The organism is Actinomadura rifamycini DSM 43936 (genome assembly GCF_000425065.1).
Lineage (GTDB): Bacteria > Actinomycetota > Actinomycetes > Streptosporangiales > Streptosporangiaceae > Spirillospora > Spirillospora rifamycini.
The window spans coordinates 390546-411925 of the sequence record NZ_AULB01000003.1; the positions used below are offsets into that span (position 1 = coordinate 390546).

At 76.1% G+C, this 21380-nt stretch carries 19 protein-coding genes; 15 read left to right on the plus strand and 4 right to left on the minus strand.

What is annotated here, in order from left to right:
- Positions 1–3 precede the first annotated feature (3 nt).
- Positions 4–981 carry a GlxA family transcriptional regulator gene (locus H505_RS0101655; RefSeq protein WP_245592404.1) on the minus strand — a complete coding sequence of 326 codons (978 nt, stop codon included), beginning with the start codon at positions 979–981 and terminating at the stop codon, positions 4–6.
- Positions 982–1057: 76 nt separating this feature from the next.
- Here H505_RS0101655 and H505_RS0101660 point away from each other — a divergent pair, with 76 nt between their 5' ends.
- A complete protein-coding gene (locus H505_RS0101660; RefSeq protein WP_026400572.1) occupies positions 1058–1462 on the plus strand; it encodes a cupin domain-containing protein in 405 nt (134 codons plus the stop codon).
- Positions 1463–1667: 205 nt separating this feature from the next.
- Positions 1668–2813: a glycosyltransferase gene (locus H505_RS0101665; RefSeq protein ID WP_026400573.1), complete on the plus strand. Its 1146-nt coding sequence runs from the start codon at positions 1668–1670 to the stop codon at positions 2811–2813.
- On the opposite strand, the gene H505_RS0101670 is transcribed toward H505_RS0101665, so the two are convergent.
- Complete coding sequence (locus tag H505_RS0101670; protein WP_026400574.1) at positions 2800–3402, minus strand: TetR/AcrR family transcriptional regulator; 603 nt, start codon at positions 3400–3402, stop codon at positions 2800–2802. The genes H505_RS0101665 and H505_RS0101670 overlap by 14 nt on opposite strands.
- 256 nt (positions 3403–3658) lie before the next feature.
- On the opposite strand from H505_RS0101670, the gene H505_RS39290 reads away from it, so the two are divergent.
- From H505_RS39290 to H505_RS0101695, 5 genes are all read left to right on the plus strand, one after another.
- Positions 3659–4114 (plus strand): hypothetical protein, encoded by a 456-nt coding sequence (locus tag H505_RS39290; protein WP_157432857.1) that lies wholly within the window; start codon positions 3659–3661, stop codon positions 4112–4114.
- Positions 4111–6399, plus strand: coding sequence for an NACHT domain-containing protein (locus tag H505_RS0101680; protein ID WP_026400575.1), 2289 nt, complete (start codon positions 4111–4113; stop codon positions 6397–6399). The genes H505_RS39290 and H505_RS0101680 overlap by 4 nt, the downstream gene beginning before the upstream one ends.
- A 24-nt stretch (positions 6400–6423) precedes the next feature.
- A complete protein-coding gene (locus H505_RS39295) occupies positions 6424–7341 on the plus strand; it encodes an aminoglycoside phosphotransferase family protein (protein ID WP_169528782.1) in 918 nt (305 codons plus the stop codon).
- A gap of 219 nt (positions 7342–7560) precedes the next feature.
- Positions 7561–7791, plus strand: coding sequence for a hypothetical protein (locus tag H505_RS49630; RefSeq protein WP_157432858.1), 231 nt, complete (start codon positions 7561–7563; stop codon positions 7789–7791).
- Positions 7788–9521, plus strand: a complete 1734-nt coding sequence (locus tag H505_RS0101695) for a glycoside hydrolase family 2 protein (protein ID WP_026400576.1) — start codon at positions 7788–7790, stop codon at positions 9519–9521. The genes H505_RS49630 and H505_RS0101695 overlap by 4 nt, the downstream gene beginning before the upstream one ends.
- Positions 9522–9524: 3 nt before the next feature.
- Here the strand turns inward: H505_RS0101695 and H505_RS0101700 are convergent, their stop codons facing one another.
- Positions 9525–10508, minus strand: a complete 984-nt coding sequence (locus tag H505_RS0101700) for a DUF2804 domain-containing protein (RefSeq protein WP_026400577.1) — start codon at positions 10506–10508, stop codon at positions 9525–9527.
- A gap of 118 nt (positions 10509–10626) precedes the next feature.
- On the opposite strand from H505_RS0101700, the gene hpnC reads away from it, so the two are divergent.
- The 6 genes from hpnC to hpnH are packed head-to-tail and all read left to right on the plus strand — an operon-like array spanning position 10627 to position 17739.
- Positions 10627–11490 carry a squalene synthase HpnC gene (gene hpnC / locus H505_RS0101705; protein ID WP_245592405.1) on the plus strand — a complete coding sequence of 288 codons (864 nt, stop codon included), beginning with the start codon at positions 10627–10629 and terminating at the stop codon, positions 11488–11490.
- Positions 11487–12404, plus strand: a complete 918-nt coding sequence (gene hpnD, locus H505_RS0101710; RefSeq protein ID WP_051300026.1) for a presqualene diphosphate synthase HpnD — start codon at positions 11487–11489, stop codon at positions 12402–12404. Before hpnC ends, hpnD begins: the two co-directional genes overlap by 4 nt.
- Complete coding sequence (hpnE, locus tag H505_RS39300; protein WP_233617895.1) at positions 12401–13720, plus strand: hydroxysqualene dehydroxylase HpnE; 1320 nt, start codon at positions 12401–12403, stop codon at positions 13718–13720. The genes hpnD and hpnE overlap by 4 nt, the downstream gene beginning before the upstream one ends.
- The gene (locus H505_RS0101720; RefSeq protein WP_026400580.1) at positions 13717–14796 is read left to right on the plus strand and encodes a polyprenyl synthetase family protein; all 1080 of its coding nucleotides are present in this window, start codon (positions 13717–13719) and stop codon (positions 14794–14796) included. The genes hpnE and H505_RS0101720 overlap by 4 nt, the downstream gene beginning before the upstream one ends.
- On the plus strand, positions 14796–16733 hold the full coding sequence (gene shc, locus H505_RS0101725; protein ID WP_026400581.1) for a squalene--hopene cyclase: 1938 nt from the start codon (positions 14796–14798) through the stop codon (positions 16731–16733). Before H505_RS0101720 ends, shc begins: the two co-directional genes overlap by 1 nt.
- Position 16734: 1 nt before the next feature.
- A complete protein-coding gene (hpnH, locus tag H505_RS0101730) occupies positions 16735–17739 on the plus strand; it encodes an adenosyl-hopene transferase HpnH (RefSeq protein WP_026400582.1) in 1005 nt (334 codons plus the stop codon).
- 117 nt (positions 17740–17856) lie between these two features.
- On the opposite strand, the gene H505_RS47205 is transcribed toward hpnH, so the two are convergent.
- Entirely contained in the window at positions 17857–19917 is a 2061-nt protein-coding gene (locus H505_RS47205) for a bifunctional phosphatase PAP2/O-acyltransferase family protein (protein ID WP_051300028.1), read from the minus strand.
- Between the two features lie 239 nt (positions 19918–20156).
- Here H505_RS47205 and H505_RS39310 point away from each other — a divergent pair, with 239 nt between their 5' ends.
- Together H505_RS39310 and H505_RS50875 are read left to right on the plus strand one after the other, a co-directional pair.
- Complete coding sequence (locus H505_RS39310; RefSeq protein ID WP_245592406.1) at positions 20157–20813, plus strand: PadR family transcriptional regulator; 657 nt, start codon at positions 20157–20159, stop codon at positions 20811–20813.
- Entirely contained in the window at positions 20810–21346 is a 537-nt protein-coding gene (locus H505_RS50875) for a DUF1707 SHOCT-like domain-containing protein (protein WP_051300033.1), read from the plus strand. Before H505_RS39310 ends, H505_RS50875 begins: the two co-directional genes overlap by 4 nt.
- Positions 21347–21380 lie beyond the last annotated feature (34 nt).

The window sequence follows — 21380 nt, forward strand, 5'->3', positions numbered from 1 at the left end:
GCCTCAGGCGGGCCGCCCCCGCGACACCGCGAGCGCGGCCGGTTCGGCGCGGGCGTACCGGTCGCGGTACGCCGACGGGGCGAGGCCGGTGTGCCGCCGCATCTGGGCGCGCAGGTTCGCGGACGTGCCGAGGCCGCTCGCACGCGCGACCGCGTCCAGGCCCGGTTCGCCGCGCTCGATGAGGCGGCAGGCCAGCGCGACCCGCTCCGCGGTGAGCCACGCGAGCGGGGTGGTGCCGAGCTCGGCCCGGAAGCGGCGGTGCAGCGTGGCCGGGCTGACCGCCGCGCGCGCCGCCAGGCCCGCCACGGTGAGCGGGCGGTCGAGCCGCTCGCGCGCCCAGGCCAGGACGGGCGCGAGCGACGCGTCCGGGACGTCCGGGAGCGCGCGCTCGACGAACTGGCGCTGGCCGCCGTCGCGGTGGCCGGCGAACACCAGCCGGCGGCTCACCGCGTTCGCGACCTCCGCGCCGTGGTCGCGGCGCACCACGTGCAGGCACAGGTCGAGGGCGGCGGCGCTGCCCGCGGACGTCAGCACGTCGCCGTCGTCGACGAACAGGACGTCCGGCTCGAGGCGCACGTCCGGGAACCGGGCGCGGAGCGCGTCGGCCCAGCGCCAGTGGGCGGTGGCGCGGCGGCCGTCGAGGACGCCCGCGGCGGCGAGGACGAACGCGCCGGTGCACAGCCCGACGAGGCGCGCGCCCCGCGCCGCGGCCCGGCGGACGGCGGCGAGCACGGCCGGCGCGGGCTCGGCCTCGGGATCCGGCCGGTTCGGGACGATCACGGTGTCCGCCCGGTCGGCGGCGTCCAGGTCCGGGATGCCGGACATCGTGAAGAACTCCTCGTGCATCACGGCCCGGCCGCCGGGAGCGCAGAGCGTGAAGTCGTACCACGGCCGCCCCAGCTCGGGACGGCGCAGGCCGAACAGCTCGGTCACCACGCCCAGCTCGAACGGGTTCGACCCGGCGTCGACGATCATCGCCACGCGATGCGAGGATCCTTGCGGCATACGCCATTTCTAGCACTCACGCGGGAGCCCCGCCGAACGGCAGGGTGATCGCATGAACGACCGACCCATCGACCTGCACGCCGCGCTCCGCACCTTCGAGGAGCTGTGGAGCCCCCGCATCGTCACGCGCGTGAACGACTACGACGTCCGCGTCGCCAAGGTCCACGGCGACCACGTCTGGCACGCGCACGACGACACCGACGAGTTCTTCCTCGTGCTCGACGGCGAACTCGCGATCGCCCTCCGCGAGGCGGGCGCCGAACGGACGGTCGTCCTGCCGAAGGGCGCGGTGTTCGTCGTCCCGCGCGGCGTCGAGCACCGCCCGTCCGCGCCCGGCGGCGCCTCGATCCTGCTGTTCGAGCCGTCCGGCACCCTCAGCGTCGGCGACCGCCACGACGACGTCCCCGCCCACGTCGACGCCACCACCGGCCACACCCTCCGCACCCCCACCGGCTGACCCGCCCCTCCGCCCGGCCGCTCCGCCTGGACTGACCGCGGCCCGACCGCCGAGGCAAGGCAGGCTCGGCGAGACCGGCCGCCCGGGCACCCGCCGCCGGGGAGGGACCCCAGAAGCCGCTCGAACCCGCTCGAAACCGGCGGGCGCGGCCGTGTGCCGCGGGCGGGTCCTTGGCCGGGGCGGTGCGGCGTGCGACGCTGCGGCGGTGGAGATCCTGGACGTCCTCGCGCTCGCGGCGCTCGCCGGGTGGGCCTATCTCGCCGCAGGTCACGGCGGGTTCTGGCGCACGGGACCGACCGCCCCGGAGGGGCCGGAACCGGACGCGTGGCCGGACGTCGCGGCGGTGGTGCCCGCGCGCGACGAGGCGGCGGTCCTGCCGGAGACGCTGCCGACCCTGCTCGCGCAGCGCTACCCCGGCCGCTTCCGGGTGGTGCTGGTCGACGACGGGAGCACCGACGGGACGGCCGGCGCCGCGCGGCGGCTCGCCGCGGGGGCGGCGGTGCGGCTGGACGTGGTCCGGGCGGCCGAGCGTCCGGACGGCTGGGCGGGCAAGGTGTGGGCGATGCGGGAGGGGCTCCGCGCGGCGGGCCGCCCGGAGTTCGTCCTGTTCACCGACGCCGACATCGCCTGCGCGCCCGGGACCGTGGAGCGGCTCGTGCGGGCCGCCGGGGACGGGCGCGACCTGGTGTCGCGGATGGCGGTGCTCGGCACCCGCACCCCGTGGGAGCGGGCGCTCGTCCCGGCGTTCGTGTACTTCTTCGCGCTGCTGTACCCGTTCCGCCGCGTCGGCCGCCCCGGGGCGCGGACGGCGGCCGCCGCGGGCGGCTGCATGCTGGTGCGCCGGGCCGTGCTGGAGCGGGCGGGCGGGCTCGACGCGATCCGCGGCGCGCTGATCGACGACGTGGCGCTGGGGCGGCTGGTGAAGCGGGCGGGCGGCCGGTGCCGCCTCGACCTCGACCGGGACGTCGTCAGCCGGCGGCGCTACCCGCGCCCCACCGACCTGTGGGACATGGTCGCGCGCAGCGCCTACCACCAGCTCCGCTACTCCCCCGCGCTGCTGGCGGGCACGGTGCTGGGCCTGCTGCTGCTGTTCGCGGTCCCGCCCGCCGCCGCGGCGGCCGGGGTCCTCGCGGGCGACCCGGCGGCGGCCGTCCCCGGGGCCGCCGCGTGGACGGTCATGGCGGGCACGTACGCGCCGATGCTGCGCCACCACGGGCTCTCGCCGCTGCGCGCCCCGCTGCTCCCGCTGGTCGCGGTGGCGTACGCGGCCATGACCGTCGACTCGGCGCGCCGGCACCGCGCGGGGCGCGGCGGCGCCTGGAAGGGACGGGTCGCCGTCAGGACGCGGTGAGCATCGCGATCGCGGTGTCGATCACGCCGCGCTGCGCGGTCAGCGGGGCGCCGGGCGGGCGGCGGACCGCGCTCCACCACAGGCCGTCCAGCAGGACGAGGATCAGCTCGGCCAGCTCCTCGGGGGGCCGGTCGGCCGGGAGTTCGCCCGCCCGCTGGGCCAGCGCGATCGCGGTGCGCAGGTTCGCGCGGGCCTCGGCGTCGAGTTCGTTGAGAGCGTCGGCGAACGCGGGCCGGACCGCGGCCTCGGCGTGGAACGCCGCCCAGATCCGCGCTTCGGCGAGGCGGCCCTCGTCGGCCGGCAGGTAGGCGAGCATCGCCCGGCGCAGCTCCTCGGGGAACGCCCGGCCGCCGGGCGCGGCCCGGATCGCGGCGAGCCGCTCCCGCGCGGCGTCCGCCGCCTGTTCGAACGCGAACCGCAGCATCTCGTCCTTGGTCTGGAAGTAGCGCTGCACCGCGCCGAGCGAGAATCCCGCTTCGGTCGCGACCGTCCGCATGCTGACGCCGTCCAGCCCTTCCCGCGCGGCGATGCGGAACAGTGCGTCCGCGACGACGCGGCGGCGGGCCTGCTTGTCCACCGTCCTCGGCACGTCCCCATTCTGCCGCACCCAAGGAGGGATAATTGCGGCGGCGCGTTCGCATTGGCCTTCCCGGTTTCGCGGTGATCGGCCGACCCGGGGCCCCGTCCGCGCTGATGGGCGCGCCCCCGCGCATGTCTCCGCCGTGGCCGCCGCCCGCGGACCGCCCTTTTCGGCGCCTTGACACGTGGTTTTCGGCCATTACAGATCGAGCCGTTCGGGGCGGGCCGGCGTTGTATCTTGTGGGTCCTGAAGATTGGGGTCTGCTATGCGCCGAGTGGTGGGGTCGCGGGCCGTTCTCGTGGTGACGGGCGTGCTCGTGCTGGGGGCAGGCGGGCTCTTTCTCGCGAAGGGCCTCGACGACGCGGACAAGCTGGGCAGCGTCATCGCGGCGGTGGCCGCGATCGCGGGCCTGGGCCTGACCGCGGCGGGGATGCTGCGCCGCGGCGGGACGTCCGGCGGGGACGGCCCGGGCGGGGAACCCCCGGACGGTGTCGCCGTGCACGGATCGGTCGTCGGCGGGTCGGTCGCCAACGTGGGCCGGGTCGGCGGGAGCGTCCGGCTGGGCGGTTCGCGGTCCTCGCGGGGCCGCCCGCCGCGGGACGCCGCGGAGCCCGCGGACGGCGCGGCGGCGGACCGGACCTCGGTGCGCGGGTCCCGGGTCGACGGCGACGTGTTCCAGGCCGGGTCCGTCGACGGCGATCTGGAGACGCGTCCCGAGTGAGCGACCGTCCGAACCGCGGCCGGCGGCGCCGGGCCTCCCGTGCGGCGAGGCCCGAGGCGCGGCTGTCCCTCGAAGGGGCGACCGTCCAGGGCGACGCGCTGGTGGTCGGCTACGTGGGCGGCGACGTCGTCGTCGGGGCGGCGCCGGAGGCCCGGACGGACGCGGCGGTGGGGCGGCTCGCGAACGAGGTGCGGCACCGGTGGACGGCCGAGTCGACGATCCTTTTCCGGCGCGCCCCCGAGCGGCTGCGGCTGGCCTGGGCGAGCACGGGCCGCCCCGTCCAGCCCACCGGGGCCGCGCGGGACGACCTGCGGGGCGACGTCTCCGAACTGGCCGAGCGGTTCCGCGGGTTGCCGGTGCGGCACCTGGTCGTGCTGGGCGCGGCGGGCGCGGGCAAGACCGTGCTGGCGGTCCGGCTGCTGCTCGACCTGGTGGACCCGGACGACCCGCGCGAGCCGGTCCCCGTCCTGCTGCCGCTGTCGTCGTGGACGCCGGAGCCGTCGCTGGACGACTGGATGGCGGGGCGCCTCGCGGAGGACCATCCGTGGCTCGCCCCGGAGACCGCGGCGCACCTCCTCCGGGCGCGGAAGGTGATGCCCGTCCTGGACGGCCTCGACGAGCTCGCGCCGCACCTGCGGGCCACGCTGGTGGAGCGCGTCGACAGGTGGACCGACGACGACCGGCCGCTCGTCCTCACCTGCCGGGGCCACGAGTACGAGGAGACCGTCGGGACGAGCGGCAGCCCGCTGAGCCGGGCGCCCGTCGTGGAGATCGGCGACGTCGAGGCCGAGGACGCCGCCGCCTACCTGCGGGCCGCCGCGATCGACGGCGACGTCCGCTGGGAGCCGCTGCTCGCCCGGCTGGTGGACGACCCGGAGGGGCCGGTCGGGAAGGCGCTGTCCACGCCGCTCATGGTGGAGCTGCTCCGCACGGCCTACCTGTCCCCCGCGACCGACCCGGCGGAACTGCTGGACGCGGAGCGGTTCCCGTCCCGGGAGGCGGTGGAGGAGCACCTGATCGACCGGTTCGTCCCGGCCGTCTACGCGCCGGCGCAGCGGCCCGCGTACCGGGCCGACCGGGCGCGGCGGTGGCTGGGCTTCCTCGCCCGGCGGATGCGGCGGCACGGCACGGCGGACCTGTCCTGGGGGGAGATCTGGACGCTCCCGTCGGCGCTGCTGCTGACGGTGCCGTTCGCGCTGGCCGGCGGGCTGGTGTTCGGGTCGATGTTCGGCGCGGGCCGGGGCCTCGTCGCCGCCGCGTGGTTCGCGCTGGTCGCCGCCGGGTCCCTGGTCCCGGGCGCGACGGCGGCGCTCGCCGGCGGGCGGGACCTGACGGACCCGGTGGCGCTGCTGCGGCGGCTGCGCGGCGGCTCGGCGGGGTGGGCGCTGCTGGTGGCGGTCGCCGCCGGGCTGCTCATCGGGACGTGGTTCGGCGCGGGGCTGGACGCGAGCGCGGCCAAGACGGCCGGGTACGCGCTGGGGCTGGCGGCGATGTTCGCCGTCGGGGCGCTGGCGAGCACCGCCTGGGGCACGTTCGTCCTGTCCCGGACGTGGTTCGCGCTGATCGGGCGGCTGCCGTTCGGGCTGGTCGGCTTCCTCCGGGACGCGCACGAGCGCGGCGCGCTGCGCCAGGTGGGGGCGGTCTACCAGTTCCGGCACGCGCTGCTGCGCGACCGGTTGGGCGCCGACGCCGTCCTCCGCGAGCCGGAGCCGGAGCGGGCCGCGGGCCGCGGGCTCCCGCCCCGGTCGGTCCCCGCCGCGCGGGTCGGGCTGCAGGTGGCGGGGGTCCTGCTGGCCACCGTCCTGCTGACCGCGCCGCTGTCGTCGGCGTCGCTGCGCTACCGGTCCGGCGACCGGCCCGCCGAGACCGTCGAGACGTCGGCTCCGGACGTGCAGGGGACGTACGTCACGGTGCGCTTCCAGAACTGGACGCTGCCGCCCGGGGCGACCCGGACGACGGAGTTCGCGGTGGAGGACGGCGACGAACGGCTCCCCCTCGGCGAGCTGTCCAGCATCCTCGACCTGCCGGGGGCCTGCACCGGCGCCGCCGTCGAGTTCACCGCCGCCGCCGGGGGCCGCACGGTGACGCGCGTCGTGCTCCGCAGGCACCTGCTCCGCCTCGACTCCGACACCGTGCGCAGCGACGACTTCCCCGACGACGCCCGGTCCCTGACCGTCTCCCTCAAGCGCCTGGACGATGCCGACTGCACGGTCACGCTCTCCTGGCAGGAGCCCCACGTGGCCTACGACCACCTGCTGAACGTCCGCGAGTTCCTGCGCTCCTGAATGCGGGCGCGTTCCCTCCCCGTGATGGCAGGCTGGACGATCGTGGACGAACTCGCGCGGAACGCCGTGAACACGTGGGGCGATGTGGGCAGGCGGTGGCTGGACCGACTGCCGCGGCTGGTGAAGGAGGTCGCGCGCGACTGGGGGCTGGACGTCGGGGAGCCGTTCGTCCTGAGCTACCACTGGGTCGCGGCCGTCCGGCGGGAGGACGGGACGGCGGCGGTGCTGAAGCTCGGGCCGGCCGAACCGGGGCACCTGGCGCACGAGGCCGCCGCGCTCGAGGGTTTCGGCGGGCGCGGCGCGGTGCGGCTGCTCGCGTACGACGCGGAGCGCGGGGCGCTGCTGCTGGAGCGGGCCGAGCCGGGGACGATGCTGCGGGACCTGGTGCCGGAGCGCGACGGCGACGCGACGGCCGCGCTCGTCGAGGTCATGCGGCGGCTGCACCGGCCCGCGCCGCCGGACTGCGGGCTCCCGGCGGTCGAGGCGGAGGGCGCCGCGTTCGCCGGGCACCTGCGCCGGTACCCCGGGGACGATCCGCTGCCGCGGGACCTGGTGGAGCGGGCCGGGCGGCTGTTCGGCGAACTGTGCGCGGACTCGGACGAGCGGTTCGTCCTGCACGGGGACCTGCACCACGACAACGTCCTGCGGGGCGGCCGGGAGCCGTGGCTGGCGATCGACCCGCACGGCCTCGTGGGCGACCGCGGCTACGAGATCGGGCCCGTGCTGTACAACCCCGATCCCGGGGAGCGGGACGAGCGGCTGGTCGACCTCGTGCCCGCGCGGCTGGAGCGGCTCGCGGACGGGCTCGGGATGCCGCCGGAGCGGGCCGCGGCGTGGGGTTTCGCGTCGTGCGTGCTGTCGGAGGTGTGGGAGGCGCAGGGCGGCGAGCCGGGCGGCCGGGCGCTGGACGTGGCGCGCCTGCTGCTGCCGAGACTGTCCTGAACGCGAGGTGAACGAACGCTGTACGGTTCGCCCCGTGATGCGGGAGAACGACGTTCGGCTCGGCCGCCGGGTCCGGACGATGCCGGTCCTCCTCGGACTCGTCATGCTGACCGCCACGGTGACGGCGGGTTCGGGTGGCTTGATCGCGTGTTCGCCGAGCCGCCCTTCACCCGCTCCTAGAATCGAGCCATGCTCCCCGCATGGCGGCGCCGGTAAGAGGTGCGCCGAGCGGCTCGGCCGCTCGGCGCCCCCACCGCAGGCCAGTACCTGCGCATCGAGGGGTACGCGGTGGTGCCGGCCGTGGTGCTGACGGGCGCGTCGGCGGTGACGGGCGCGGGACTGGTGCTGATGTCGGGGATCTTCCTGGGCGCGGCGGCGGTGCCGGTGCTGATCGTCCCGCCGGTGCCGGCGCTGCGGCGGGGCGCGCGGACGAGGGAGACGGTGGGATGACGCTGACGACGCCGTGGGGCGAGGAGCTCGATCCGGACGAGGTGCTGCCGGAGTATCCGCGGCCGCAGCTGGTCCGGGGCGGGTACCTGAACCTGAACGGCCGCTGGGAGTACGCGTTCGCGCCGGACGAGCCGGACGCCTTCGACGGCGAGATCATCGTGCCGTTCTCCCCCGAGGCGCCGCTGTCGGGCGTGAACCGGCGGCTGCCGCCCGGCGACACGCTCTGGTACCGGCGGGAGTTCACGCCGCCGGACGGGGCGGGCGGGCGGGTGCTGCTGCACTTCGGCGCCGTCGACCAGTGGTGCCGGGTGACGGTGAACGGCGCCGAGGCGGGGACGCACGACGGCGGCTACCTGCCGTTCGCGTTCGACGTCACCGGGCTGCTCCGCGACGGCGGGGCGCCGAACACGCTCGTCGTCGAGGTGCGCGACCCGTCCGACACCGGCGACCGGGGGCGGGGCAAGCAGCGGCTGGAGCGCGGCGGCATCTGGTACACGCCGCAGTCGGGCATCTGGCAGACGGTGTGGGCGGAGCGGGTGCCCGACCTGCACGTGGAGCGGCTGACGCTCGTCCCGCACCTGGACGACTCGTGCGTCGAGGTCACCGTCCACGCCGCGGGCGGCGAGGCCCGGGTGGCGGTGGACGCGGACGGACGGACGGTGGCGCGCGCCCAAGCGCCTGCGGGGACACCGGTACGGATACCGTTGGACGACGTCCGCGAATGGACGCCCGAGGACCCGTTCCTTTACGACGTCACCGTCGAACTGGGCGACGACATCGTGCGGAGCTACTTCGGCATGCGTTCGTTCGGGGTCGGCCCGGACGAGAACGGGGTCCCGCGCCTTCTCCTCAACGGGCGCCCGTACTTCCACGCGGGCGTCCTCGACCAGGGGTACTGGCCGGACGGGCTGTACACGGCGCCGTCCGACGCGGCCCTGGTGCACGACATCGCGACGATGAAGCGGCTCGGGTTCACGATGCTGCGCAAGCACATCAAGGTGGAGCCGCTGCGCTGGTACCACCACTGCGACCGCCTCGGCGTCCTCGTCTGGCAGGACTGCGTGAACGGCGGCGACCCGTACCGCCCCGAGATCGTGACGGCCCCGGCGTTCCTGCCCGTCCGGCTGGACGACTCCGGCGACCGGGGGCACCGGCGGTTCGGGCGGGCGGACGCGGCGGCGCGCGAGCGGTTCCGGGAGGAGCTGCGCGGGACCGTCGAGCACCTGCGGAACGTCGTGAGCATCGCGGTGTGGGTGCCGTTCAACGAGGGCTGGGGGCAGTTCGACGCGGCGGACGTCGCCCGGGAGGTGGCGGAGCTCGACCCGACGCGGACCGTCGACCACGCGAGCGGATGGCACGACCAGGGCGGCGGCGACCTGCGGAGCCTGCACGTCTACTTCCGCCGGTTCCGGGTGCCGCGGCGGCGCGACGGCCGGGTGCTGGTGCTGTCGGAGTACGGCGGGTACAACCTGCGGGTCGACGGGCACGCGTGGAACGACGAGGACTTCGGCTACCGGCGGTTCCACGACGCGGCGCGGCTCGGCGGGGCGTTCGCGCGGCTGCACGCGCGGGAGATCGTCCCGGCGATCCCGCGCGGGCTGAGCGCGACGGTGTACACGCAGCTGTCGGACGTCGAGGACGAGCTGAACGGGCTGCTCACCTACGACCGGCGGGTGTGCAAGCTGCCGGAGCGGCTCGTGCGCGGCGTGAACCGGCGGCTCCGGCTGTAGGCGTCACCAGCGCTGGCGGGCCTCCTCGGCCCAGCCGGTGAGGCCGTCGAGGTCGATCCAGGCGCCGTCGTCGGTGCGGGCGCGGCCGGTGAACGTGCCGAAGCACTGGTGGGTCTCGCTGCCGACGACGCCCAGTTCGGTCTTCGCGACCTTCTCGTGGAACGGGTGGAATTCGGCCTGCACGCGCGGGCCGGTGATCGTCCAGGGGCGGAGCCAGTCGGTGCGGTCGTAGTCCCAGTCGAGCTCGTCGCCGATCTTGTGCAGGCGGCCGTTCACGAACAGGGCGTTCTCCGTCATGCCGGTGCCGTCGGTCCACTGGCCGCCGAACTGCAGGGCGAGGCCGGGCGCCGCGGCGGCCGCCCAGTTCCACGTCATCCGGTACGGCCACTTGCCGCGCCCGTGGTCGAGGACGGCGAACGCGTCGCCGGCCTTCACCTCGACGGCGCCGGACGGCAGCCGCAGCGTACCGTGGACGGGCCGGCCCACGTCCTTCACCGTGTACTGGAAGCGGTTCGCGGTCCACGGGACGACGACGCCGAGCGACTCGTGCCCGTCCGGCACCGGCACCGTGAGGTCGAGGTCGACGCCGATGGCGGGCGCGACGGCCCGCAGCCGGGTGCCGTCCCGCTCCTCGCGGGTGCCGACCGCGACGCCGCCGCCGCGCACGGACGCGGTGCCGGTGCCGCTGCGGTCGGGGAAGGACGCGCCGCGCGCGAACGGGACGACCGCGTCCCGGGCCAGTTCCTCGCCGGTCTCGCGGTCGAGGACGTACACGCCGTGGACGCCCGCGTAGTCGAGCGAGGACGCGACGAGCCCCACGATGTGGTGCGGCGTGACGATCCCCCAGTACTCCCACCGCTTGGCGCGGCCCCAGCCGCGCAGGTTGGCGCGGTGCAGGGGGCGGCGCGTCCAGCCGACGGCGGCGGGGTTCAGCCGCCCGTCGGGCAGGCAGAGGTCGACGGGCCGGACGATCTCTCGCTCGCGCATCCCCCGAGGCTATCGGGGTCGCCGCGGGCCCGGTCACCCGGTCCGACACGCGCACGATTCACCAAGTCCATACCTTGATCAGAGTTTTTCGGGTGCCGTGCGCGCTCATCTCACAGTGGTGATCACTGATTCGTCCTGGAACGCCGAGGAGCACGACCGGGCGCTGGCCGGGCTCGCGGCGCGGGAGAACTTCCCGGTGGCGGCGCGGCTGCTGCCCCGGCGGCACCGGGCCGATCTGCTGGCGGTGTACGGGTTCGCCCGGCTCGTCGACGACATCGGGGACGAGGCGCCGGAGGAGCAGCGGGGCAAGCTGCTGCAACTGGTGGACGACGACCTGGACCGGGTGTACGCGGGCGTCGCGCCCGAACTGCCGCAGCTCCGCAGGCTGGCGCGGACCGTCCGCGCGCGGGCCGTCCCGCAGGACCCGTTCCGCCGGATCGTCCAGGCGAACCGGCAGGACCAGACCGTCCACCGGTACGAGACGTGGGACGAGCTGGTCGCGTACTGCCGGCTCTCGGCGGACCCGGTGGGCCGGATCGTCCTGCACGTGTTCGGCGCGGACGGCCGGGGGCTGGAGGAGGCGTCCGACCGGGTCTGCACGGCGCTGCAGGTGATCGAGCACTGCCAGGACGTCGGGGAGGACTTCCGGCGCGGCCGGGTGTACCTGCCGGCGGCGGACCTGCGGCGGTTCGGCTGCACGGACGGCGACCTGGGGCGGACGAGGACGCCGACGCGGCTGCGGGGCGTCGTGGCGCTGGAGGCGGCACGGGCCCGCGACCTGCTGGACCGGGGGGCGCCGCCGCTGATGGCGGGGCTGTCGGGGTGGGCGCGGTTCGCCGTGGCGGGATACGTGGCCGGGGGCCGCGCGGCGCTCGGCGGGCTGGCGCGGGGCCGCTACGACGTCCTGTCGGGGGCGCCGCGTCCGCGCCGGGCCGCGCTGGCGGCCGGTTGGGCACGCGCATTGGGGAGGGGTGAGCGATGACGGTCTCGGAGGCGTGCGAGCGGTCCGAGCGTGTGGTGGAGGCGTATCGGCACTGCGAGCGGGTGGTGCGCGAGGAGGCCCGCAACTTCGGCTACGGGATCCGGCTGATGCCCGTCCCGAAGCGGCGGGCGATGAGCGCCGTCTACGCGTTCGCGCGGGGGGTCGACGACATCGGGGACGGGCCGGAGCCGGCGTGCGTGCGGCTCGACCTGCTGGACCGGTCGCGGGGCCGGATCGCGGCGGTGCGGGACGTCCTGGAGCGGCGGGCGGACGCGGCGGTGCTGGAGGGGCACCCGGTGCTGACGGCGCTCGCGGACGCGGCGGCCCGCTACCCGATCCCGCTGGAGGCGTTCGACGAGCTGATCGACGGCTGCGAGAGCGACGTGCGCGGCGCGGACTACGAGACGTTCGACGACCTGCTGGGGTACTGCCGGCAGGTGGCGGGGACGGTCGGCCGGCTGTCGCTCGCGATCTTCGGGTCGCAGGGGCGGCTGCGCGCGGAGGCGCTCGCGGACTCCCTCGGCATCGCGTTACAGCTCACCAACATCCTGCGGGACCTGCGCGAGGACCGGCTCGCGGGGCGCATCTACGTGCCGACCGAGGACCTGAAGCGGTTCGACTGCACGCTGGACCTGGACGACTCCGGCATGTTCGTCGACCCGCCGTGGCGGTTGAACGAGCTGGTGGCGTTCCAGGCGGATCGCGCGCGGACCTGGTACGCGGAGGGCATGCGGCTGCTTCCGCTGCTGGACCGCCGCAGCGCGGCCTGCACCGCCGCCATGGCCGGGATCTACCGGCGGCTGCTGGAGAACATCGCGGCGCGGCCCGCGACCGCGCTGAACACCCGGGCGTCCCTGCCGACGTGGCAGAAGGCGGTCGTGGCGGCGCGCGCGCTGACGGGGGTGGAGCGGTGAGCGTGGTGATCGTGGGCGGCGGCCTCGCCGGCATCAGCGCGGCGATCGCGCTGCGGGAGGCGGGCGTCCCGGTGACGCTGCTGGAGGCGCGGCCGTGGCTGGGCGGCGCGACGCACTCGTTCGAGCGCGGCGAGTTGAGCGTCGACAACGGGCAGCACGTGTTCCTGCGCTGCTGCACCGCGTACCAGGGGCTGCTGCAGCGGCTCGGCGCCGACCACCTCGTGGACGTCCAGGACCGGTTCGACGTGACGGTGCTGCGGCCCGGCGCGGCGGCGGCGCGGCTGACGCGGTCGCGGCTGCCGGGCCCGCTGCACCTGCTGCCCGCGCTGGCGGGCTACCCGCACCTGGCGCCCGGCGAGCGGCTGCGGGCGATGCGGGGGGCGGCGGCGCTGCGGCGGCTCGACCCGGAGGACGCGCGGCTCGACCGGATCGCGGCCGGGCCGTGGCTGGCGGCGCGGGGGCAGTCCCGGTGGGCGCGCGAGGCGCTGTGGGGGCTGTTCATCACGGCGGCGCTCAACGCGGAGGTGGACGACGCCGCGCTGGGGCTGTCGGCGCTGGTGTGCCGCCGCGCGCTGTTCGGCCGCGCGGACGCCGCCGACATCGGCGTCCCGGTCGTCCCGCTGGAGGAGCTGCACGGCGGCCCGGCGCTGCGCCGCATCGCCGAGATGGGCGGCACGGTCCGGCTGAAGGCGAAGGTCGAGGCGGTCACCGCCGACCCGAAGGTCGTGGTGGACGGCGTCCCGATCGCGGCGGACGCGGTGATCGTCGCGGTGCCGCACGACGCGGCGGCGAAGGTGCTGCCCGCGGAGGCGCTGCCGGACCCGCTGCGCTGGCGGGAGCTGGACTCGAGCCCGATCGTCAACGTGCACGTCGTCTACGACCGTCCGGTCATGGGCGAGCCGTTCGCCGCGGCGGTGGGCTCGCCCGTCCAGTGGGTCTTCGACCGGACGGGAGTGAGCGGCCTGCGGGACGGCCAGTACCTGGCGGTCTCGCTGTCGGCCGCCGACCGCTGGATCGACCGGCCGACCGCGGAGCTGCGCGACCGGTTCGTCCCGGAGCTGGCGCGGCTGCTGCCCGCCGCGCGGGACGCCCGGGTGCGGGAGCTGTTCGTGACGCGGGAGCGGCGCGCGACGTTCCGGCAGCGTCCCGGCAGCGGGGCGGTGCGCCCGGCGGCCGCCACGAGGGCCCCGGGCCTGTTCCTGGCCGGCGCGTGGACCGACACGGGCTGGCCCGACACCATGGAGGGCGCAGTGCGCAGCGGCCTGACCGCCGCTCGGCTGGTCCGCCGCCACCTGGAGGGGGTGAGGGACCGGTGACGACCGTTCCGGTCTCGATGACCGATGTCCGGGGGCTGGTCGACGGGGCGCTGCGCGCCGCGGTCGGCCGCCTCGATCCGCGCACCTACCGGGTCGCGGCCTACCATCTCGGCTGGGCCGACGCGGAGGGGCACCCGCGGGCGGCCCCGGCGGGCAAGGCGCTGCGGCCCGCGCTGGCGCTGCTGTCGGCGCGGGCGGCGGGCGCGCCGCAGGAGGGCGCGCTGCCGGCCGCGGTCGCCGTGGAGCTGACGCACGCGTTCTCGCTGCTGCACGACGACATCATGGACGGCGACCGCACCCGCCGGCACCGGCCGGCGGCGTGGGCGGTGTTCGGCGAGGCCGACGCGATCCTCGCGGGCGACGCGCTGCTGTCGCTGGCGGGCGAGGTGCTGCTGGAGGCGCCCGGGCAGGGCTCGGGCCGCGCGGCGCGCTCCCTCGCGGCCGCGACGCGGCGGCTCATCGGCGGGCAGGCCCGCGACCTGGAGTTCGAGTCGCGCCGCACCGTCGGCCTGGACGAGTGCGTGGCGATGGCGTCGGACAAGACGGCCGCGCTGCTGGCGTGCTCGTGCGCGATCGGCGCCGTCCTGGACGGGGCGCCCGAGCCGCTGTGCACCGCGCTCGCCGAGTTCGGCGCCGACCTCGGCATCGCGTTCCAGCTCGTCGACGACCTGCTCGGCATCTGGGGCGACCCGAAGGTCACCGGCAAGCCCGCGCTGTCGGACCTGCGGTCGCGCAAGCTGTCGCTGCCGGTCGTGGCCGCGCTGAACGCCGGGACGCCGCAGTCCGAGCGGCTCGCCGGCCTGTACGCGGCGCCGCCCGGCGCGGACGACGCCGACGGGGAGGCGGCCCGCGACGCGGCCCGCGACGTCGCCGACGACGCGGCCGACGCGGAGCTCGCCCGGCTGGAGGAGATGGCGCGGCTCGTCGAGGCGTCCGGCGGGCGGGCCTGGGCCGAGGCGGAGGCGGGCCGCCGCGTCGAGCGCGCCGCCGCCCGGATCGCGTCGGCGGGCCTGCCCGCCGCGGTCCGCGAGGAGTTCCTGCACATCGCCGACTTCGTCACAGGACGGGATCACTGATGACGACGACAGAACCGACGGAAAGCACCGGAACGGCACCGAAGACCACGACGAAGACGAAGCAGAAGTCGGCGGCGGCGGCCGCGGCGGTGCGGACGCCCGCCGAGGCGCTCGCCGCCGCCCGCGACCGCCTGCTCGCCCTCCAGTCCCCCGAGGGCTGGTGGAAGGGCGAGCTCCAGACGAACGTCACGATGGACGCCGAGGACCTGCTGCTGCGCGAGTTCCTCGGCGTCCGCACCGCGGACGACACGCGGGAGGCGGCCCGCTGGATCCGCTCGCAGCAGACCGCGGACGGCACGTGGGCGACCTTCCACGGCGGCCCGTCCGACCTGTCCACCACCGTCGAGGCGTACGTGGCGCTGCGGCTCGCCGGGGACGCCCCCGACGAGCCGCACATGGAGCGGGCGTCCGCGTACGTCCGGGCGAACGGCGGGGTGCCCGCGACGCGGGTGTTCACGAGGTTCTGGCTGGCGATGTTCGGCGAGTGGTCCTGGGACGACCTGCCGGTGCTGCCGCCGGAGCTGGTGTTCCTGCCGCGCTGGTTCCCGCTGAACGTGTACGACTTCGCGTGCTGGGCGCGGCAGACGATCGTCCCGCTGACGGTCGTCGGGTCGCTGCGTCCCGTCCGGCCGCTGCCGTTCGACCTGCCGGAGCTGCGGGCCGCGCGCACCGCGCGTCCGTCCGGGCGGCGGGGGCTGCCGGGCTGGGACGAGGCGTTCCGGGCGCTCGACCGGGCGCTGCACGTGTACGAGCGGCGCCCCGTCCGGGGGCTGCGGGACGCGGCGCTGCGCCGCGCCGGCGAGTGGATCATCGCGCGGCAGGAGGCGGACGGCTGCTGGGGCGGCATCCAGCCGCCGTGGGTGTACTCGCTGATCGCGCTGCACCTGCTCGGCTACCGCAACGACCACCCGATCATGAAGCGGGGGCTCGCGGGCCTGGAGCGGTTCACGATCCGCGACGGCGAGGGCCGCCGCCTGGAGGCGTGCCAGTCGCCCGTGTGGGACACGGTCCTGGCGATGAACGCGCTCGCCGACGCGGGCGTCCCCGGCGACGACCCGGCGCAGCGGCGCGCCGCCGCGTGGGTGCTCGGCGAGGAGGTCCACGGGCCCGGCGACTGGTCGGTGCGGCGCCCGGGGCTGCCGCCCGGCGGGTGGGCGTTCGAGTTCGACAACGACGTCTACCCCGACACCGACGACACCGCCGAGGCGATCCTCGCGCTCGACCGCGTCGGGTTCCCGGACGCCGAGCCCGCGATCGAGCGGGCCGTCCGCTGGATGGCGGGGATGGCGTCGAAGGACGGCGGGTTCGCCGCGTTCGACGCCGACAACACCCGCGGGCTGTGCCGGCGGCTGCCGTTCTGCGACTTCGGCGAGGTCATCGACCCGCCGTCCGCCGACGTCACCGCGCACGTCGTCGAGGCCCTCGCCCGGCGCGGCATGGCCGACTCGCTCACCGTGAAGCGCGCCGTGGTGTGGCTGCTGAAGGCGCAGGAGCGGGACGGCTCGTGGTTCGGCCGCTGGGGCGCCAACCACGTGTACGGGACGGGCGCCGTGGTGCCCGCGCTGATCGCGGCGGGCGTCCGGCCGGAGAAGCCCGCGATCCGCCGCGCCGTCCGGTGGCTGGAGCGCCACCAGCGGGCCGACGGCGGCTGGGGCGAGGACCTGCGCTCCTACGACGACCCGGGATGGATCGGGCGCGGCGCGTCGACGCCGTCGCAGACCGCGTGGGCGCTGCTGGCCCTGCTCGCCGCCGGCGAGCGCGGCGCGGCCGTCGACCGCGGCGTCCGCTGGCTGGTCGACCGGCAGCGGCCGGACGGCACGTGGGACGAGGACCACTTCACCGGCACCGGATTCCCCGGCGACTTCTACATCAACTACCACCTGTACCGGCTGGTGTTCCCCGTCAGCGCGCTCGGCCGGTACGTCCGGGAGACCTGACATGGGCATGCCACTCCGCCAGAGCCTGCGCGTCGGCGGGTACGTCCTCAAGAACAAGCTGGCCCGGCGGGACAGGTTCCCGCTGCTGCTCGAACTGGAGCCGCTGTTCGCCTGCAACCTCGCGTGCGCCGGGTGCGGCAAGATCCAGCACCCGGCGGACGTCCTCAAGCAGCGGATGCCGGTCGAGCAGGCGCTGGCCGCCGTCCGCGAGTGCGGCGCGCCGATGGTGTCGATCGCCGGCGGCGAACCGCTCATGCACCCGAAGATCGGCGAGCTGGTCGGCGAGCTGGTCCGGATGCGGCGGTACGTGTTCCTGTGCACGAACGCCGCGCTCATCCCGCGGAAGATCGACCGGTTCGAGCCGTCGCCGTACTTCGCGTGGGCCGTGCACATCGACGGGCTCCGCGAACGGCACGACGCGTCCGTCTGCAAGGACGGCGTGTTCGACGAGGCCGTCGCCGCCATCAGGATGTGCAAGGAGCGCGGGTTCCGGGTCACGACGAACACGACCGTGTTCAACACCGACACCCCGCAGACCGTCATCGAGGTGCTGAACTACCTCAACGACGACCTGGGCGTCGACCAGATGATGATCTCGCCGGCCTACGCGTACGAGAAGGCGCCCGACCAGGAGCACTTCCTCGGCGTCCAGGAGACCCGGTCGCTGTTCCAGAAGGCGTTCGCGAACGGCAACCGGAAGCGCTGGCGGTTCAACCACTCGCCGCTGTTCCTCGACTTCCTGGAGGGGAAGGTCGACTTCCCCTGCACGGCGTGGGCGATCCCGTCGTACTCGCTCAAGGGCTGGCAGCGTCCCTGCTACCTGATGGACGACGGGTACGCCGAGACGTACCGGGAGCTGCTCGAGGACACCGACTGGGACGCCTACGGCCGCGGCCGCGACCCGCGCTGCGCGAACTGCATGGCGCACTGCGGCTACGAGCCGACGTCGGTGTTCGCGACGATGGGCTCGCTGAAGGAGTCGCTCCGCGCCATGCGCGCCGTCTGACGCACCGGCGCGCCCGAACGAGGCCCCGCCCCGGACCGGACGACCGGTCCCGGGGCGGGGCCTTCTCGCTCGTCCGCCGGAAGCGAAGCCCGGGGGGGCGGGCCCGCGCGGCGGGGCTCACCCGAGACGCGGCTCGGGTTCGGGGGGTTCGGGTGCGGGGGGCTCGGATTCGGGGGGTTCGGGCGCGGGGGGCGGAGAGGCGGCGAGCGGGGCGGCGGCACGGAGGTCGTCGATGACGGCGCCGATCGCGGCGGTGAGGGCGTCGGCGTCGTCGACCAGGCCCGGGTCGAGCGAGACGCCGAAGCACAGCTCCCGGGAGACGCCGAGCGCGGCGACGGCGAGGGGCGCGCCGGGCGCGAGCGGGACGACCGGGTAGACGGCGGCGAGCGGGGCGCCCGCCAGGCGCAGCGGGCCGCCCGGCCCCGGCAGGCTCGACACGATGCCCTGCAGGAAGCGCTCGCTGTAGGCGGCGCGGGCGAACCGGGCGTGCAGCGGCACCGGCATCAGCCGGGCCGCCTGGCGCATCACGAACCACGCGGCCAGCGCGCGGGTCCCCGACCGCAGCACCTTGCAGCGGCGGGCGATGTCGGCGAGCCGCGCGGTCTCGGGCATCGCGCCGATCGGCAGGTCGACCATGACGGCGCTGGTGTGGTTGCCCTCCATCGCGCCGCCGGGCGCCCGCATCATCAGCGGGACGGCGACGCGGCAGGTGCCGCGCCCGTCCGCGCCGGGGGGGGCGGCGCGGTGCAGGGCGCCCGCGACCGCGCACAGCACCACGTCCGTCACGCGGACGCCGTGCCGCCGGGACACGTCCCGGACGAGGTCGAGCGGCAGGTGCAGGGTGCCGAAGCGGCGCTCGGGGGTGCCGGCGGCGGGCAGCCGGGCGGGCGGGGCCACGTCGATCGCGAGCTGGCCGAGGCCGACCGCGGTGCCGACGGCCGCGGTGAGCGCCGTCCGGACGCGGCCGCGGCGCGGCCCGGCGGGGGCCGGGTCCTGCGGCGGCTCCATCAGCGCGGCGGCCTGCGCGACGACGCCGACGCCGTCCGCGACGACGTGGTGCATGAGGAACACGACGGCGGTGCGGCCCGGTTCGGCGCCGCGCACCAGCAGCATCCGCCACAGCGGCCGGTCGCGGGGGAACGGCTCGGCCTGCACGCGGGCGATCACCTCGCGCAGCCCGTCCATGCCGTCGACGCGCAGTTCGGTGACGTGCCAGTCCCAGTCGACGGCCGGCTGGTCGCGCCAGACGGGCCGCCGCCAGCGCCCGGCGCCGTGCGGGCGCTGCCGGAACCGGGGCAGCCGGTCCATCCGCTCGGCGACGAGCCGGATCAGGTCGGCGCGGTGCAGCGGGTCGCGGGACGTGTCCAGCATGATGACGCCGCCGGTGTGCTGCGGCGCCCGCTCGGTCTCGACGGCGAGGAAGAACGCGTCCGGGGCGCGGACGCGCTCGGCCGACGGGCGCGCGAGCCGCTCGGCGGCGTACACCGACACGGCCACGAGCGGGACGGCGGCGAGCGCGTCCACCACGAAGTGGTTCGCGGTCGCCATGATCACGTACCCGGTCACGATGATGTGGACGGTGTTGACGGCCTGCACCGACCGGTGCGCCTTCACGCGCGCGAGCTCGACGCCGACCCACAGCGTCCACGCCATGTGCAGGGACGGCAGCGCGGCGAACCGGTCGGCGTGCTCGACCAGCGGCGAGCCCCACGACCCCCAGGTGCCGCCGAGCCGGACGGTGTCGACGAAGCCGAGGTCGGGCATCAGCCGGGGCGGCATCACCGGGTACAGCGCGAAGCACGCGAGCGCGATGACGTTGAGCAGGACGAACGCGGTGCGGGCCGTCCGGTACCGGTCGGGGTGGCGCACGAACAGCCAGACGAGCAGCGCCAGGGCGCTCGCCACGTAGGTGATCGCGTACTCGTAGTTGGCCAGGACCCGGACGAGGGACTGGTCCGCGAGCCACTCGTTGAGGGTGAGCTCCACGTCGAGGCGCAGCGCCCGCTCGATGTCGTACAGCGTCTCCCCGTGTGCGCGCGCGAGCCGCGTCCGAGGCTCTTCGGGCAGCATCGCCACGAGCAGGTACAGCGCGAACAGCGCGAGCCCCAGCAGCACCTCGCCGAAGGCGTGGGCGCGGGCGGCGCCGCCCCGGGTCAGGACCGCATCGCGCGCCGTCACGGCTCCGTCTGTCCCCATCGTCCCCCCACAATCCGCCTGTTACCCAGGTTTTCCGAGGTCAGACGGCCGTGACCGGAATCGGGGATCTTGTCCGCCGGCGGGCCCGGACGGACGACCGGGCGGGCCGGCGCGGGATTCCGCGGGAACGAACTGGCCGTACCGTACGTCTTCGATATATCGTTGTCGTATCGCGAGAGCTCAAAGAGAGATCTCAGAAGGCGGTGAAGAACATGCGTCACATGCACGGAGGACCGTGGGGCAGGGGCGGCATGCCGGGCTTCGGCCCGCTGTTCGGCGGCGGGCCCGGGCCCGGCCCGTGGGGTCCGCCCGGCTTCGGTCCCGGCGGGCCCGGCGGCCCCGGTCCGCGCCCGCCGTGGGCGCACGGCCGGCGCGGCGGCCCGTGGGGCCGCGGGGCCAAGGCCCGCAAGGGCAACGTCCGCGCGGCGATCCTCACGCTGCTCGCCGAGGAGCCGCGCAACGGCTACCAGATCATCCAGGAGATCGCCGAGCGCAGCGAGCACGCCTGGCGGCCCAGCCCGGGCGCCGTCTACCCGGCCCTTCAGCAGCTCGCCGACGAGGGGCTGATCGCCGGTGAGGAGGCCGGCGGCCGCCGCGCCTACCGGCTCACCGACGCGGGCCGCGCCCACGTCGAGGAGCACGCCGACGACCTGCGCGAGCCGTGGGCGGCGATGTCGTGGGACTTCGGCGAGGGCGTGCCCGAGCTGTTCAAGCAGGCCGCGCAGACGGGAGCCGCGGTCATGCAGGTCGTCCACTCGGGCCGCCCCGAGCAGCTCGACCGGGCGCGGGACGTCCTGTCCCGGGCGCGCCGCGACCTGTACCGGATCCTCGCCGACGACGCCGACCCGGGCCCGGACGCAGCGGAGGAGGGGCCGTGAGCGACACGACCCGCACCGGCGACCCACGCACCGGAACGCCGCTCGACGGGCTGCGCATCGGCGACACCGAGCGGGACGCGGTCGTGGTCGCGCTGCACGACCACTTCGCCGCGGGCCGGCTCGACCGCGGGGAGCTCGACGAGCGCATGGACGCCGCGCTGGCCGCGAAGACGCGCGGCGACCTGCGCGCGCTCGTCCGGGACCTGCCGCCGCCGCACGGCCTCCCCGAGGCCGCGGAGGACCGGCCCCGCCCCGCGCCCGTCCCCGGGCGGGTGCCGTGGGGCCACCCCGGCCTGATGCACGCGGACCCGCACCGCATGCACCGGCAACGCATGCACGAGCACCGCATGCACTGGCACAGGCACGCGCACGGGCACGGGCCGCCGTCCCCGGCGTTCCCGCTGCTGCTCGGCGTGTTCCTCGTCCTGACGTTCACGGTCGGCGCGGGCACGGGCCTCCTCGCCGTCCTCGGGATCGCGATGGCGGTGTGGCTCGCGCGGGCGGTCCGCGTCGCCGCGACCCTCCGGCGCTAGCGTCAGGCGGCCGAAAGGGGGTGCAGGGGGCCGG